Source organism: Maribacter algarum (ex Zhang et al. 2020), from assembly GCF_005885635.1.
Taxonomy (GTDB): Bacteria; Bacteroidota; Bacteroidia; order Flavobacteriales; family Flavobacteriaceae; genus Maribacter_C; species Maribacter_C algarum.
In genome coordinates this window covers 163,482-178,163 of record NZ_VATY01000001.1, presented here as the reverse complement: position 1 = coordinate 178,163, position 14,682 = coordinate 163,482, and the positions used below count along the sequence as shown (strand labels likewise).

General features: G+C 36.9%; 17 protein-coding genes. 5 read left to right on the top strand and 12 right to left on the bottom strand.

The window, feature by feature from the left end; translation table 11 throughout:
* Positions 1 to 48: 48 nt before the first annotated feature.
* Positions 49 to 1,536 (top strand): serine hydrolase, encoded by a 1,488-nt coding sequence (locus FEE95_RS00830; protein ID WP_138655935.1) that lies wholly within the window; start codon positions 49 to 51, stop codon positions 1,534 to 1,536.
* A gap of 30 nt (positions 1,537 to 1,566) precedes the next feature.
* On the opposite strand, the gene FEE95_RS00825 is transcribed toward FEE95_RS00830, so the two are convergent.
* The 10 genes from FEE95_RS00825 to FEE95_RS00780 all read right to left on the bottom strand — a co-directional run bounded on the left by FEE95_RS00825 (position 1,567) and on the right by FEE95_RS00780 (position 8,225).
* Entirely contained in the window at positions 1,567 to 1,944 is a 378-nt protein-coding gene (locus FEE95_RS00825; RefSeq protein WP_138655934.1) for a ribosomal maturation YjgA family protein, read from the bottom strand.
* 81 nt (positions 1,945 to 2,025) lie between these two features.
* Positions 2,026 to 2,610 (bottom strand): DUF1361 domain-containing protein, encoded by a 585-nt coding sequence (locus FEE95_RS00820; protein WP_262710883.1) that lies wholly within the window; start codon positions 2,608 to 2,610, stop codon positions 2,026 to 2,028.
* A gap of 100 nt (positions 2,611 to 2,710) precedes the next feature.
* Entirely contained in the window at positions 2,711 to 3,007 is a 297-nt protein-coding gene (locus tag FEE95_RS00815) for a hypothetical protein (protein ID WP_138655932.1), read from the bottom strand.
* A complete protein-coding gene (locus FEE95_RS00810; protein WP_138655931.1) occupies positions 3,004 to 4,416 on the bottom strand; it encodes a DUF4153 domain-containing protein in 1,413 nt (470 codons plus the stop codon). Before FEE95_RS00810 ends, FEE95_RS00815 begins: the two co-directional genes overlap by 4 nt.
* Before the next feature lie 206 nt (positions 4,417 to 4,622).
* The gene (locus FEE95_RS00805) at positions 4,623 to 4,913 is read right to left on the bottom strand and encodes a hypothetical protein (protein WP_138655930.1); all 291 of its coding nucleotides are present in this window, start codon (positions 4,911 to 4,913) and stop codon (positions 4,623 to 4,625) included.
* Between the two features lie 20 nt (positions 4,914 to 4,933).
* Positions 4,934 to 5,239, bottom strand: a complete 306-nt coding sequence (locus FEE95_RS00800) for a hypothetical protein (protein ID WP_138655929.1) — start codon at positions 5,237 to 5,239, stop codon at positions 4,934 to 4,936.
* Positions 5,240 to 5,250: 11 nt separating this feature from the next.
* Complete coding sequence (locus FEE95_RS00795) at positions 5,251 to 5,703, bottom strand: hypothetical protein (protein WP_138655928.1); 453 nt, start codon at positions 5,701 to 5,703, stop codon at positions 5,251 to 5,253.
* A gap of 96 nt (positions 5,704 to 5,799) precedes the next feature.
* Positions 5,800 to 6,090: a winged helix-turn-helix domain-containing protein gene (locus FEE95_RS00790; protein WP_138655927.1), complete on the bottom strand. Its 291-nt coding sequence runs from the start codon at positions 6,088 to 6,090 to the stop codon at positions 5,800 to 5,802.
* Positions 6,091 to 6,397: 307 nt separating this feature from the next.
* A complete protein-coding gene (locus FEE95_RS00785; protein WP_138655926.1) occupies positions 6,398 to 7,033 on the bottom strand; it encodes a hypothetical protein in 636 nt (211 codons plus the stop codon).
* A 76-nt stretch (positions 7,034 to 7,109) separates the two neighbouring features.
* Positions 7,110 to 8,225, bottom strand: a complete 1,116-nt coding sequence (locus FEE95_RS00780) for an Sb-PDE family phosphodiesterase (protein ID WP_138655925.1) — start codon at positions 8,223 to 8,225, stop codon at positions 7,110 to 7,112.
* A gap of 229 nt (positions 8,226 to 8,454) precedes the next feature.
* Here FEE95_RS00780 and FEE95_RS00775 point away from each other — a divergent pair, with 229 nt between their 5' ends.
* Both FEE95_RS00775 and FEE95_RS00770 read left to right on the top strand, forming a co-directional pair.
* Entirely contained in the window at positions 8,455 to 10,461 is a 2,007-nt protein-coding gene (locus tag FEE95_RS00775) for an alpha/beta hydrolase family protein (protein WP_138655924.1), read from the top strand.
* Positions 10,458 to 10,817, top strand: a complete 360-nt coding sequence (locus FEE95_RS00770) for a DUF1801 domain-containing protein (protein ID WP_138655923.1) — start codon at positions 10,458 to 10,460, stop codon at positions 10,815 to 10,817. The genes FEE95_RS00775 and FEE95_RS00770 overlap by 4 nt, the downstream gene beginning before the upstream one ends.
* A gap of 3 nt (positions 10,818 to 10,820) precedes the next feature.
* Here FEE95_RS00770 and FEE95_RS00765 read toward each other — a convergent pair whose 3' ends face one another.
* Positions 10,821 to 12,422 (bottom strand): sulfatase family protein, encoded by a 1,602-nt coding sequence (locus FEE95_RS00765; protein ID WP_138655922.1) that lies wholly within the window; start codon positions 12,420 to 12,422, stop codon positions 10,821 to 10,823.
* Between the two features lie 61 nt (positions 12,423 to 12,483).
* Positions 12,484 to 13,305, bottom strand: a complete 822-nt coding sequence (kdsA, locus tag FEE95_RS00760) for a 3-deoxy-8-phosphooctulonate synthase (RefSeq protein WP_138655921.1) — start codon at positions 13,303 to 13,305, stop codon at positions 12,484 to 12,486.
* A 76-nt stretch (positions 13,306 to 13,381) separates the two neighbouring features.
* On the opposite strand from kdsA, the gene FEE95_RS00755 reads away from it, so the two are divergent.
* Together FEE95_RS00755 and FEE95_RS00750 are read left to right on the top strand one after the other, a co-directional pair.
* Positions 13,382 to 13,975 (top strand): hypothetical protein, encoded by a 594-nt coding sequence (locus FEE95_RS00755; RefSeq protein ID WP_138655920.1) that lies wholly within the window; start codon positions 13,382 to 13,384, stop codon positions 13,973 to 13,975.
* A gap of 154 nt (positions 13,976 to 14,129) precedes the next feature.
* The gene (locus FEE95_RS00750) at positions 14,130 to 14,663 is read left to right on the top strand and encodes a hypothetical protein (RefSeq protein WP_138655919.1); all 534 of its coding nucleotides are present in this window, start codon (positions 14,130 to 14,132) and stop codon (positions 14,661 to 14,663) included.
* Positions 14,664 to 14,682: the final 19 nt, after the last annotated feature.

The following is a 14,682-nucleotide window of genomic DNA, read 5'->3' as shown; positions in this document are numbered from 1 at the left end:
TGAAACGTTTCAAAACTTCACTTTTGTTGAGAACTAAAACAGCACAAAATGAAATTTTACGCAAAGCTTCTAGCATTTCTTTTCACGACAATCACTTTTAGTCAAAAAACAGATTCTAAGTTAAAAGGAATCGATAAAGGTATCACAAACCTTATGCAGCAGTATGATGCTATAGGACTTTCGATTGCGGTGGTACATGATGGTGAGATTATTTATTCAAAAGGTTTTGGCTATCGAGATATTGAAAATAAGTTGCCTGTAACAGAAAACACCGTATTTCATATAGCTTCAATGACCAAGGCTTTTACAGGTTCTCTTTTGGGAATTTTAGAGTCCGAAAATAAGTTGTCCCTAAAAGACAAGCCTGCATTGCATGTGCCCAACTTTCAATTTTACAATGATAAGATGAACAATTTGATAACTCTTGAAGATTTATTGAGTCATAAAAGTGGATTAGGGAATCATGGTGCCTCTATGGTAATGTTTCCTGATTCAAGTAAACTACGAACGGTTCAACGATTAAAGTTTTTAAAACCAGAAACTGAAGTGAAAAACAGTTGGGAGTATAGTAATATGGGTTATACGCTTGCCGGTACAGTTGTTGAGCAAGTAACTCGTAAAAATTGGGAGACCAATATTATAGAGCGAATCTTTAGACCTTTAAAAATGAATTCTTCATTTACTACTTTGAAAGCAATGAAGGAAACAAATAATTATGCCACTGGCTATGCTATGCATAAAGGAGAGGTGGTCAAAGTACCCTATGAAAATTACTACTCGTACACGCCTGCAGGCGCCATTAAAAGTACGGTAAGAGACTTGTCGAATTGGATGTCTGTTTGGTTGAATAGGGGGAGATTTGAGGGGAATCAAGTTATCCCTGAAAATTATATTTACGAGGCTTCACGACCTCAAAACCTGAAATACAATGAGGAGTATTCAGAGGATTCATTTTTATTTACCGAAGGTTTTGGTTGGCGCATGCGTTCTTGGAATGGTCATTACCGATTACGCCATGGAGGTAATACCAATGGGTTTAGCACAGTTATGGAATTGTTTCCTTTTAGAAAGACTGGTGTCGTTGTTTTGTGCAATAAAAGCAATACAACACTTCCCTACATCATATCTGATTATATTTCAAGAAAACTTCTCGACTTGTCTCCGGAAAAGGAATATCCTGTTCTAGTAAATGATATGTATAAGGGTGATGTAGAAGATAAGCCCTTAAACAAGGACAAAATGCCAACCCATGAGCAAAAGGATTTTTTAGGCAATTATGATGCAAAAGGGTACGGTAGAATCAAAATTATAAACGAAGGAAATGGTTTGTTTGCCCAATTGCCAACATTCAAATTTAAATTAGAACATATTGCTTATAACAACTTTTATTTAAAGGGACTATCTGACTTTAGGGAGTCTTTTAATCCTGAATTCACTGTGAAATTTGTTCATGACTCCAAAGGCAATGTTGAAGCACTAGAATTATTGGCTCAAAAGGAGCCGATACAATTTAAAAAACTTTCAAATGAACATTAGGATGTTGATTTTATCTTTAGCCTTAATAACTCATGATTTTCGTAATACTCTAATTTCGATGAATAGTATTGCCATTATCCCAAGACTATACGCCACCAAATCCTGAATACTAAAGCTATTACCGAAAACCAGATTCGCCCACATATTGCCTTTAAGCCCTAACATTTCTAGGAAATTGGTTAACTGCAAAAACTCAATGGTGAATGCCATAACTAGGGTCATTAAAGCAATTAGTACTGAATTTGCCTTTACAAAACTTTTAAAGAAACAGTAGAGTAATATAACCACTAAAAAGTCTCCGAAAGTATGACGGATGAATCCACTTTTTAAATAATAGGCGATTGCTGCTTCGGTTAAGAAGAGCAGGATGAAGAATAGGAAATAGATTTTGTTGAATGTTAGTTTCATGATCTTGTAACAATTTTAATTTAAAAGATTTTTTAGGGTTCCCCTCCTTGAAAAAGGAGGGGAACCTTTCTTCTCTATTTTCTATCCTCTTTTTTCTACCATTTGACTCTCACGCAAACTCAAAACCGACTGTAACACCGAAAACAAAATCCATAGGAAACCTCCGAAGGCGAAAGTGATGAGCCATACTTTGGGTTCTTTCAAACTATATGCGATTTGATAGAATAAGGTTGCTGGTTTGGTAGTGATATCCCAAGAATTGAAACGTAGAAAACGTCCTAAGTAGATGCCGTAGCCACTTAAGAGACAAACTTTGAATAGGGTGTATTTGGCAACCTGGTTTCCGTAGCGTTGACTAATTAAGGTAAACATATCCAGCATAGATAACAGTCCCAAAAGCAACCCGTTGAAGGCAAAAACGAAAACTAAAAAGAGGTCAAGCCAAACCAAACTGGAACGGTCGCTATGAAGATGAACTAAATCTGTTATGATATAGGGACTATTCGGAAGAAACAATAACCACGCAGCAAACCCTAAGAAACCAACAATTTTTAGAGAGCGGAGTTTTGAACTCATTTTAAAGAGCTGGGTAATGGCAAAAGGTATTCCCGCTAGGAAAAGATTCCAAACCAAAAAAAGATAAAAGGAACTATGAGTTATTTTCATCCGAAATAATAACAGGAGAAAGGCAAAGCCAACGGAAAGACTAAGATTAAAATAAAGATTGCTGTGATTCGAGAATTTCATATGGTTAAATTTCATATTGTCAAGGATTTATAAAATAGATATATAATAAAGCGATTGGAAAGTTCATGACTACAATAATTAGGGCCATTACATGCTCATGAATGTTCTTTAAGTTGGCCATAGTATTGATAAACAGAATAAATAGTATCACTAGCGTTATCGGAATGTATAGCACGAGAAATACAATGCCTATAGTAATTATCAGGTCATTTTCGGCCATCAAGGCAGTTAGCATAAGCAGGGTTCCGAAAAAGAGCCCTATGGTTGCCAAGCGTACGGCAATTCGATTCCATCGATGTTTAAATAGTGCTATCATTTGGTGTCGTTTTTTGCGATTTGATATAAGGTGTATTCTTGCCATGTTTTTTCAGATTGCGCTTGCACGAAGGTTTCGTACTTTTTTTCTATACGGTCTTTAGTTTTAATTTCCAATTTAGTTGCATTGGCTTTTGTATACTCGTAAAGCTGTTCGCTATTGCTTTGCCCTAACCAAATCAGATAATGTATATCAGGGTTTTCAATGGTATTAAGGTTATACCATGTGATGGTTTTATCCCAGGGAATGGCCGCACTGACAATTAGAAAGGCAAAGACCGTTGCGATATTGGTACGTACCAAATAGATGAAGTTCTTTACTTGAGCAACTTTTACATATGCTGTTACTAGTCCTATTAAAGTAAGTAGGAGATAGACAAAAACACCGATACGTTTGTAGGTTAGACCCAAAGTTTCTACATAGGTGTAGTTCTTATAAGCCGTAAAAGCGACTAGAATTACATTGAGGCCAATCCAAATATAGGTTAGTGATTTGATACGTTTGTTGCCCTGAAAGAAGTTGAGGTTTCCACGGAAGAAATACAAAATAAGTGCAATTGCACAGACGATTGAAAACATCAATGCATACACTCCCTGATGAACGGATTGAGATAATCCGGAATTGGAGATTTCTGTCTTCTGAAACAGATAGATAACATCTGTTGTTAGAAAGAAAAGTAGAAGCAGATTCAAGGCAATAAAAATCATACTTCCTAAGGTATGTTCACCTTCAAGTTTCTTCTTTTCACCGATAAGGACGATTTCGGTTGGTTTTTTTAGGTTGTTAGTCTGTGCCAAATCAAATGCTACCAATTCTTTTGCATCGAAAGGACGCAACAGGTGCAAGAAGATTATATATCCCAATAGGGTAAAAAACAACCACGGGAAGCTTATAAAATCTAGGTTAATCCTCTCAATTAGATTCCCAAAAACCGGATTTGCATTTCGATACAACATTCCAAAAATGAAGAGCAGTGCAAGTGCCGCTAGTCCACCTTTCAGGCGATTGAATAGTTTGGGAGAAATATCTTTCTTTTCCTTTTTCTCTTGACCCTGTTCATTTTCTTGCTTCTGCATATAGTTCGCTACAGAACCTATGATTAGGTTTATGCATCCTAAGAACCAGGTTAAATAAAGGGAGCTTTTTTGGGAAATTGATTTTCCCACGAAAACCATAAAAGTCATAAAGTGAACGAAAATGGTAAAGCCTGAGGGGTTGAGAAATACAAATACTGCGGTTCCTACATAAGCGAGCGCATAACCCCAAGAAATGGAATGTTGCTTTCGTAGAGTTGATACAAGTACCACCACTAAGATGGAAATTAAGAAGAGGTTTAAGCCGAAGCTTTTGCTATAAAATAGAATGCTAAAGGCTAGTGCTGACAAAATTGATTTGATATGAACGTTCATAATATTGCTATTTAAAATGAGAGTATGTTTTTTATTTGAACAACTGTAAGTACCAGAACAAAGCCGATGAGAAGACTTAAGTTGCGGTAGATATGATAGAGTTTTGAGTCTTTATTTTTTACAATTTTCATCTGTAGATGTATTAAGGTCAGGTGTAATTCGCTAGTAAGTCTTTTGAATAGTATTCAAAGTTGAAATGGCGAATTTCATAGTATTTCTAGATAAGCTCCCGATAAGGGAAGGTTAATGAGTAACAAGACTAGAGCCTTCAAATGTTCTGGATAATCTTTTATTCTTCGTAAAGTGTTCACCGCTAAAGGAAGCAGCATAATACTGTTCAGTACACCAATCACTATGGCAAGGAAATAGCCAATTCCTACAAAGCCTGTATTCGAATTATTTTTAAAAAGGAATAGGCATATAGCGCCAACAATGATGCTGGGTAGGGCTATCTGAACAGCTATGTAATTAATGGAATGTTTGAATTTATTTTTCATTGTTGTGGGATTTAATTGGGTTAAAAAGGACTGTAAAAGATTATATCGATATAGTAAAGTGTAATGGGAATATTTAGTAACAAAATGGTTATAGTACCGAGGTTCTCACAGTAATCCTTATGAAATCTAATGGCGTTCGTAATTAGAATCAATAGCATAATTATATTAGCAATTAATGCTAAGCCAGTGTAGTATAATCCGATTACAAGTAGTGAGTCTGCTGATATTGATTGGGATAATAATAGAAGTATTGTACCGATAACAAAACTGGATATAGCTAGGATGACAGCACTATAATTAATGGAATGTTTAAATCGATTTTTCATTTTAGTAGGGTTTATTGAATTAAAAAAGTGTCTTTAATACGTTCAAGCGGTTGATCTAAAAGCTTTTTGAAGTTTAGTTGGTGAAAAGGCAGAGAAGCTTTCCCAAGTCTATATTTTGAACGGAACATTTTGAAATAATCAGGAAAGAGTAGACCACCTAAAAAGATGACGGAAAAGAGATAAGCGCTTCGTTTTCCATTCCCAAGTAAGTAGAATTGCATGCTGATTTCTTCGGGAACCGTAATTCCGGTTCTGGTCAATACATGAAAGACATCATGACTCTCGAGTTTGTCCTGTAGGTCAAAATTGTTGCTGAGCAGAAAGTAACCCATTTGGTAGCCTAAAGTGCCTTTGGGGTATTGCAGGAGGTCTTCAATACCCAAATCCCAGGCTTTGTTCTTTTTGAAGGACTGGTAGGGAATCAAACTCCACTCGTATAATTTTTCTAAGATTAGTGCTCTCATATTATTTTGCTTTACGCTTTACGCAAATCGCTTTTTTATTGTTGTAACCTTTAAAGTACTTTGAAATTCAAAGTAAAAAGATAAAAAAATATAGTCTTATTTTCCAATTAACTTTTCAAGGGCGTCAATATGCTTTTTGAACTGCAACTTACCAAGTTTGGTTGCTGAATATCGTGTATTTGGTTTTCTGCCTATGAATTGTTTTTCCACTAAAATGTATTCCTCTTTTTCCAAGGCTTTGGTGTGGCTGGCTAAATTTCCATCAGTAGCACCCAATAACTCCTTCAGCATTTTAAAATCCGCATAATCGTTGACCATCAGAATGGACATGATACCCAACCGAATACGATGGTCAAATGCTTTGTTTATATTATCTATTAGGCTCATCTTTTTTGTTTGTTGTTAATGCAAAAAAAATACTTTGTACTATTCCTATAATCCAATAAGTAGGAAACCTTAAAAAGACATAAGCTACTTCGAAACTGTCCATCCATCCCCCATTCGATTTTACAATCTGTAATTCAATCATCATGGAAATAAATGGCAATACTAAACCAAAGAGGATGACTCCAATCCAACAGCCTAAGTTCCCATTTACTTTTCCATAATTCTTAATATTAAAGAATAATAGAAACCCTAAGATCGTAAGATCAAAATAACCAAATAGCTTTAAAAAAGTGTCAAAGCTTTCCAATTATTTTCGATCATATTTAAAATGCATTAATGCTCCATAAACGATATGGCATAAGCCGAAACCAAGCGCCCAAAAGTACAATCCATATCCTATAAATTGCGTTGAAATTAATCCTATGATTATAAATGCCAATCCCATATAACGGATATCACGCATGGTATACTTACTGGCATTGATGCAAGCGAGTCCGTAAAATAGTAAGGTAGCTGGTGCTACAAGACCAGCAATTCCATACTGGATCAAAACCAGACAAAAAGCCCCACCGGTGAGTAGTGGAAGCAGGAAGTTCAATACTAGGCGTCTGCTGGATACATCCCACATTTTTTCACCACTTTTCTTCGCTTTTTTAACGGTCAGAATTATTCCGGTAACTACAGCGAGCACAATTACAGAGACGGCTATTACAGTCAAGTCTTGTATCAGGTCATTTCCCCAAAGAGAAGAACTTCGTCCGGATAGTCCTGCGTAATTGGCACTGGAAAGTTCTTTTAGCCGCAAATAGGCAAAGCCTGCTCCAATTAGGGCGTAACAACCCGCAAGAATACCTGATATGCCACTTAAGGAGATAAACCGTGACGAGCGGCTCATCATATTTTTGATTTCTGATATGTCGTCTAAGTATTTATTTGAGTCCATTTTAAAGTACTTTGAAATTCAAAGTTAAAATAAATATTTCAAAGTAGAACAAGGTTGGGCTAAAAAAGTATCAATTCTACTTTTCAACCGGAATTTTCCACGAAACAACGGGAGATTCTTTCGGTGCCGTAAAAGCACCAATAGCTTTTAACTTTAAATCGATGCTTTCTTTTTCTTCTAAAGTCTTGATGCGAAGTGTATAGGAACCCATAGCCGGAATCTCGAAAACCGGCGAACTGCTGTAAAAACCATAGTCCATTGCATTTTCAAACAATAACGGACTGCTAGAAATGTTATTTAATTGTACTTCCAGTACCTGCGTTTTTGGAATATACTTAGCAGCAGTCACCGTAATACTTGACTGTATTAAAGGGGTGAGAAACTCCGATTTCCCTACTAAAAGAGAATTGTAAACTGCAACTGTTCTTCCAGCAAATAAAGCCTCCTGCATACTTTCTAAGGTCCTTTCCTTGGCGAAAACTAAGGTTATGGGTCTATCATTTCCTTTTTCGGTATAATCCCAATCTATGAGTCCGTGAATATCACTGGTACCCATTATAGTAAGGTTTTGGTCTAGAGCAAGCGCCAGGGATTCTTCATTATAGTCCACGGAATTGATTACCTCGATTCCATGTAACTCTCCCTTTTCGATACGTTCTTTTTGAAAGTCACTGAGAATGGGATTGCCCTGAGGGTTTTGTGCATGCCAAGCAGGATGGTTCCAGAAAACAAATGCATTTTGTTTTTTAGCCTCCGAAAATGCTTTTTCACCTTTATCCTGTAACAAGGGATTTGCATCTTCAATGAAGACTGCATTGCTATGTCCCATAGGAGCTGAACGCGTAATTTCAGAACCATGAACTATAAGCAAGTCATGTTCTTTGGCTTCCGCAAGTGCTAAGTCATAAGATCGGTTGCGATTTGGGTGAGGGATATCATCTAAATGTGGTTGGTATTCTAAATGTTCAGTTAGGGAAATAGCGTCCAAATTTTCCCGTAAGGCTTCTTGAACACGAATAGTTGGCCAGACATTTCCATCTGAAAAAACAGTATGTATGTGTAAATCTGTTTTTAGACTTACATAACCCTCGATATTAGGGTAGGTAAGGGCGTGTTCGCTTTGGTGCGTGTGCTGGGCATTCATGTTATTTACAAAGCAAATCAGCACGATTAGAAAGGTCAGTTTTTTCATTGGAATAGGTTTGTTTATAATAGGTAATGTTCTCCTCTTTGAAATTACAAAATCCCATTATCATTTAATCAAAAAAATATAAATCATTCTGAAATGCCTATTTATATGAGTTCTTTTTTATTTCAAACAACGGCCGGTTTAGCTGTAAAACTCAAAATATTGTTCAAAATAGTATATGAAACCTAGATAGTTAGCGTTATTTCAAAGCAGCCGTCCTAAAATTTTTGAAATGAATTTTAAAAAAACCAGCCTTCTACTAAGCTTGACTCTTTGTCTTATTTGTAATATAAATAGTTTTGGTCAGGCCGAAGCGGATTCTATACCTCAAGAGTTGCCGCCTGAACTCCTTTTTGCGAAATCACAACAACGTAACTATAGAATTTCTCCTAATGGAAAATTATTCTTGGAAATTCTCAAGAATAGCTTTGAATATGAAATAGTTGTCATAGACATAGATGGCTATAAACTAAAACATAAATTCAAAGTAGGTTCTGGATCACTTGATGAAGTTAATTGGCTGACGAATAAAAGATTGATTTATGAAAAGCGCGGAAGAATTTATGCCATTGATATCGATGGTGAAAACAAAGCGGAACTGGTCGGTAATATAACAGGAAAGCCCACAAAAGATCTTTACAAACGGTTTCGTAATTATAGATACAATTCTGTATTATCATTACAAAAGGAGGTTGAAGACGCCATACTGATTCAATCATTTGATGCAAAGGGATATGCATATGTGCATAGTGTGAACGTTTTTACAGGGGAAAAGGAGCTGGTGAAAGATGGAAAAAAGGATAAAATGAATATGTGGATTCTTGATCGAAATGACAATGTAATTCTAAGTGCTCGTGTAAAGGATCAAGAACTTCAATTTTACGAGCAAGGAACTGATGATGAATGGATACCGCTTGAGATTAAAATAGATGGAAATTTATATCCCTTAAAAATCGAAGGCTCATCTTTTCTTGACCAAAACTTGGTGTTGGTAGAAACGGATTATGACTCGGAAATTATTTATTTGGCTGAAAATATTACAGTTGATAAAAGACGGTTGATCAAATATAATTTTAAGGAAAAAAAGATTGTTGAAGAAGTTCTTTCTGATACTAATTGTGATGTTGCAAACCCAGAAGCTGATGATTTAACCTTGTTATTCGATGAAAATTTAAAAAACCTTGGGGGAGTGCGATATGAAGGTATTCTGCCTGAATTCAGGGCTTTAAATCAAAATTACGTGAAATTGAGAGCCGCCTTGAGAACAAAATTTGGAAGTTATGTCAATGACATAGTAGATGTTGATGCATCTGGTAATAGGTTTGTCATCAATCAATGGAGCGATACGTATTCAGGTAATATTGGTATCTATGACTTAGCGAGTAAAAGCTATTCGGTTATGTTTTCATTTAACGAAGAACTTGACAAATTCAAGCTTTCAAAAACGAGGGCCGTATCATTTAAAAGTCGTGATGGTCATCCATTATCCGGATATTTTAATGCGCCTGAGGCGTATCAAAAAGATAACAAAACACCATTGATTGTAATTCCGCATGGCGGACCATGGGCCAGGGATTATTGGGAACTCGATGGTTTTTCGCAATATTTTGCCTCAAAAGGTTATGCCGTATTGAGGGTCAATTTTAGGGGCTCTGATGGTTTTGGTAAAAGCCATATTTTGGCTGGAGTTCAATCAATGAATACCACTATGATAGACGATATTGTAGATGCTACAAGATATACTGCGAAAACATTTCAACTTGATGATAAAATGATTTTTATCTTTGGGCATAGTTACGGAGGTTACGCCACCTATCTTTCACTGGCTAGGTACTCCTCCCTTTTCAAAGCCGGGGTCGCATTAGCTGCCCCAACGGATATTAAGAAATGGATGAAAGGTCAGAAAGCCGACGGAAGAAAATTTTCATATGATTACTGGACCACTGCCCTAGGTAATCGCAAGGCTAGTTACTATGAAGAGATTTCGCCTGTTAGCTATGTAAGTTTGATTAACTCTCCTCTTCTTGTTTTTCATGGCAGGTATGATAAAATTGTTCCTGCCGAACAAGCCGAGGACATGGAGGCCACATTTTTGAATCAAAAGAAAGGGAATGCAACTTTTCGTTATCTAAAATTTCAAGGACATAGTTTTAGAGATAGCAATACCTTAGGATATGTTCTTGATCAATCGCGTAAATTTTTTGATAGAGTTCAGAAAGAGGAAAAGAGTATAAATTGAATCCGGCCGAGAATTACATTTTAAATCAACATGAACCTTTTAGGAGTATATTGTTGCATTTGCAATCGGTTATCGAACTTACCGTTACTGATGTTGATCTGAAATATAAATACCGGATTCCTTTCTATTATATCAATGGGAAGCCATTTTGTTACATGAACCAAAGCAAAGATTATGTGGATCTAGGCTTTTGGAGTGCGGCGCATTTGACGAAACATGTAGAACTCATGGTCACTGAAAAACGTAAAATGATGAAGTCCCTTCGTTATAAATCCTTGGAAGAAATCAATGATACTATTCTGATTGAAGTCCTTCAAGATGCATATTCGGTTAGAAACAAGAAGTTTTACAAATAACAACTATTCAATCCACCCATTATCCTTATAAATCTGAATATATTGATTGCTTAACTCGTCTGAGTCTTGATACTTTATTCTTAAACCTTTGAGTTTTTGTTTTAATTCATTTACGACCTGCGCATAATTTGGGTCAGCATAAACGTTATTCACTTCATTTGGGTCATTTTCGCGATCGTACAGTTCCCATTCATCTACATCATAATAAAAATGCATGAGCTTAAATTCTTTGGTAGCAATACCATAGTGTCGTTTTACTGCATGTTCAGCAGGATACTCGTAATAATGATAGTAGACTGCATCTCGATCCCATTTTTCTCTTTCGTTTTTTAGCAAGGGGACTAGACTTTCACCTTGCATATCTTCAGGAGGAATGATACCTGCAACTTCCAAAAAGGTTTGCGCAAAATCAAGATTTTGAACCATTTCATCTTCAGTAGTTCCGGGTGTGATCACATTGGGCCACTTAATCAACAATGGGGTTTTGAACGATTCTTCATACATAAAACGTTTGTCGAACCAACCATGCTCCCCTAAATAGAAACCCTGATCCGAGGTGTATACTACAATGGTGTTTTCACTCAATTTTTCTTCATCTAGGTAATCTAATAACCGACCGACGTTTTCATCTACCCCAGCGATAGTTCCCAGATAATCTTGCAGATATCTTTGGTATTTCCATACCGTTAGAGTAGAGTCGCTGAAAGAGGGGTAATTTGTTTTGAATTCTTTAGCAATAGGATCATACACTTTATCCCATCTGGCTTTTTGAGTTTCATTTAGGGTATTCACACCACCTGCACCCAAATGTTCTTTAATACCAAGGTCATCAAGAATAGACTTAGGCACTTTCAGGTCGTATTGCAAAAGCATATGCTTGAAAATGGCCATTTCCGCTGTTCTTGATGCTTCCCCTCTTGAAGCATAATCGTCGAATAAAGTTTCAGGTAGGGGATACGTCTTTTTGGTAAATTGTTTATAATGTCTTTCGGCAGGCATCCACATTCGGTGTGGCGCTTTGTGCAAATACATCAATAAAAAGGGTTTAGTGGTATCGCGACGCTTTTCCATCCAATCGAGCGTTAGATCGGTAATGATATCGGTTACGTAGCCGGTAATCGTTGTGTCTCCCTCTGAGGTTAAGAATTTTGGGTTGTAATAATCGCCCTGCCCAGGTAAAATTTTAAACTCGTTAAATCCTTTGGGATTGTTTCCGAAATGCAGTTTCCCAAACATTGCCGTTTCATAACCTGCTTTTTTAAGCAATTGTGGAAAAGTAACATTTGTAGTATCAAAAGGGGAGCGATTATCGATTTTTCCGTTGATGTGTGAATGCTTTCCCGTAAGTATTACAGCTCTCGAAGGTGCACATATCGAGTTGGTAACCGAGGCGTTGGTAAACAACATTCCTTCCTTGGCAATTCTATCGATATGCGGTGTTTTTATCAATTCGTCATCATATGCACTTATGGCCTTATACGCATGGTCATCAGACATGATGAAGACGATATTTGGTCGTTTTGAGGATTTCTTTTCAGAGTTTGGTTGACAGGAAAAGAAAATCGCTATTAAGGCAATAAAAAGAAAGATGACTTTGAACTTCATGGCAAACTCCATTTGGTTGAAATTCCAAAGTACGAAAAAGATGTTTAGGAGATTGGTGAATTCACTTCAATCCGATTACGGTCTTTCGCAACGCCAACAAATTGGTCAGTAATTTCTCTAAATGGTCCAAATGTAACATGTTAGCACCATCACTTTTGGCAATGCTTGGGTCAAAATGTGTTTCCATGAAGAGTCCATCAACACCTGTTGCGATTCCCGCTCTTGATATTGTTTCTATCATATCAGGTCTTCCTCCGGTTACTCCTGAAGATTGGTTGGGTTGTTGCAGGGAATGGGTAACGTCCAATACAACCGGGGCATATTGTTTCATAGTCGGAATACCTCGAAAATCAACCACCATATCTTGATATCCGAACATGGTACCGCGGTCGGTAATCATCACTTGTTCGTTTCCTGAATCAGTAACCTTTCTCACTGCATGCTGCATGCTCTCAGGACTCATAAATTGACCTTTTTTAAGGTTAACTACTTTTCTCGTTTTTGCTGCTGCAACTACCAAATCCGTTTGACGGACTAAAAATGCTGGAATTTGAAGGACATCAACATACTCCGCTGCCTTTGAAGCATCCGATACTTCGTGAATATCAGTAACTGTTGGAACTTCAAAAGTCTCAGATACTTTTCTTAGGATTTTCAAGGCTTTTTCATCACCAATTCCCGTAAAAGAATCCACACGACTTCGGTTTGCTTTTTTAAAACTTCCCTTAAAAACATATGGAATTTCAAGTTTATCCGTAATAGAAACTATCTTCTCAGCAATACGTAAGGCCATATCTTCACCTTCAATGGCACATGGTCCTGACAGGAGAAAAAAGTTGTTACTTTCGGTATGTTTTAGCTGAGGAATTAGGTTGAGGTCCATTTCATAAAATTTACACAAAGATACTCAATAACTCTAGTAACCTTTTTAGATTTAAGAAATCAAAATACTTCTTGTTATGAAAATATGGGCACTTAGCTTAATCTTTTGTATCGCTTTAGTTTTTCAAGTTAAGGCGCAAAGAGTTATCGAAACAAATTCTGGAAAGACGTTCGCTCTTGTAAATCTTGAAAGACATCAGTTCAAGTTCAATTTACTTAGTCCAGGATTTGACTATGAACTTGGTATCTTCAAAAATGTCACCGCCTCTGGGGGTCTGGTTCTAGGTTTTGCTACCTATGAAGAAGGATATGCCCTAGGTTTGACGCTGCACACGCGAGTACGGTATTACCACAACTTTGGTAGAAGAATGCAAAAAAATAAAAACGTTTCGGGCAATTCAGGAAATTATATGGCGGTAGCGAGAAGTATATTTTTTTCGCCACTTCGAGTGGCCACGAATATAGATGGTCCAGATGATTTTAATCTGGGTTTTTATGGTCTTACCTATGGTGTACAACGCACTTATGAAAACGGATTCAACTTCAACGCCGAACTAGGAGCGGGTTACTATCTTGGGGATGGGGTGCCAGATGGATACGGACCTTTGTTCAATTTCACTTTTGGCTGGGTCGCTACCAAGCGTAAGTCTCGCAAGCCGACTTTTCAATGATTTAACTGACAATTCAATTCAAAAAATAACCTCACTTTAAAGTAAACTACTGAGAAACGCTGGTGTGTGGGTAAATAGATTATTTCCATACAAAAGAATCTTTTTGGCGCAGTCTTTGCGGCTGTAGAAAAATTCAATTTAATAGAAACCAACCATGAAAAAATTTACGATACTATTTTATCTTCTAAGTCTTTCTTTTGCGAATTCACAGTCCGACAAAAACGTAGAAGAAAATCAAGTGCAGATAGGTCTGCCCATGCCAGCGGTTTTATATGAAAAGGGAATCGGCAAAAACGCCACATTAAGTCTTGAAGCACTTACCGGACTCCAAATTAGAGGCTGTTCAGGTTGTGAAACCCAATTTGGAGTGCATCCTATCCTGAGAGGGCAATATCGATATTACTATAATATGGAAAGGAGAATTAGAAAAGGGAAAAATATCACCGGGAATAGCGGAAACTATGTTGGTGGCCTTTTAGTTTACCAAAGTGGTGCCCCACTTATTGGTGATATTCAAAATTCAGATATTCTTGGTGGTGGTCCGGTTTATGGGATTCAGCGGACCTATAAAAGAGGATTTTTCTATAGACTTGAAGGCGGAGTTGCATACTTAGAAGATGATTTCAATAAGGGGATCGGATTGATTTTGGCCGCTAGAATCGGTTGGGTTCTTCGCAAACGACGTTAAAATAACTCCCTCAAAATCA

What these genes read in the sequence shown, in the direction of transcription:
- FEE95_RS00765 (WP_138655922.1), bottom strand. Translation starts at nt 12,422, where the DNA reads ATGAAGTTCAAAGTCATCTTTCTTTTTATTGCCTTAATAGCGATTTTC.
- FEE95_RS00775 (WP_138655924.1), top strand. Translation starts at nt 8,455, where the DNA reads ATGAATTTTAAAAAAACCAGCCTTCTACTAAGCTTGACTCTTTGTCTT.
- FEE95_RS00795 (WP_138655928.1), bottom strand. Translation starts at nt 5,703, where the DNA reads ATGAGAGCACTAATCTTAGAAAAATTATACGAGTGGAGTTTGATTCCC.
- FEE95_RS00820 (WP_262710883.1), bottom strand. Translation starts at nt 2,610, where the DNA reads ATGAAAATAACTCATAGTTCCTTTTATCTTTTTTTGGTTTGGAATCTT.
- FEE95_RS00815 (WP_138655932.1), bottom strand. Translation starts at nt 3,007, where the DNA reads ATGATAGCACTATTTAAACATCGATGGAATCGAATTGCCGTACGCTTG.
- kdsA (WP_138655921.1), bottom strand. Translation starts at nt 13,305, where the DNA reads ATGGACCTCAACCTAATTCCTCAGCTAAAACATACCGAAAGTAACAAC.
- FEE95_RS00755 (WP_138655920.1), top strand. Translation starts at nt 13,382, where the DNA reads ATGAAAATATGGGCACTTAGCTTAATCTTTTGTATCGCTTTAGTTTTT.
- FEE95_RS00780 (WP_138655925.1), bottom strand. Translation starts at nt 8,225, where the DNA reads ATGAAAAAACTGACCTTTCTAATCGTGCTGATTTGCTTTGTAAATAAC.
- FEE95_RS00750 (WP_138655919.1), top strand. Translation starts at nt 14,130, where the DNA reads ATGAAAAAATTTACGATACTATTTTATCTTCTAAGTCTTTCTTTTGCG.
- FEE95_RS00825 (WP_138655934.1), bottom strand. Translation starts at nt 1,944, where the DNA reads ATGAAACTAACATTCAACAAAATCTATTTCCTATTCTTCATCCTGCTC.
- FEE95_RS00790 (WP_138655927.1), bottom strand. Translation starts at nt 6,090, where the DNA reads ATGAGCCTAATAGATAATATAAACAAAGCATTTGACCATCGTATTCGG.
- FEE95_RS00830 (WP_138655935.1), top strand. Translation starts at nt 49, where the DNA reads ATGAAATTTTACGCAAAGCTTCTAGCATTTCTTTTCACGACAATCACT.
- FEE95_RS00785 (WP_138655926.1), bottom strand. Translation starts at nt 7,033, where the DNA reads ATGGACTCAAATAAATACTTAGACGACATATCAGAAATCAAAAATATG.
- FEE95_RS00805 (WP_138655930.1), bottom strand. Translation starts at nt 4,913, where the DNA reads ATGAAAAATAAATTCAAACATTCCATTAATTACATAGCTGTTCAGATA.
- FEE95_RS00810 (WP_138655931.1), bottom strand. Translation starts at nt 4,416, where the DNA reads ATGAACGTTCATATCAAATCAATTTTGTCAGCACTAGCCTTTAGCATT.
- FEE95_RS00800 (WP_138655929.1), bottom strand. Translation starts at nt 5,239, where the DNA reads ATGAAAAATCGATTTAAACATTCCATTAATTATAGTGCTGTCATCCTA.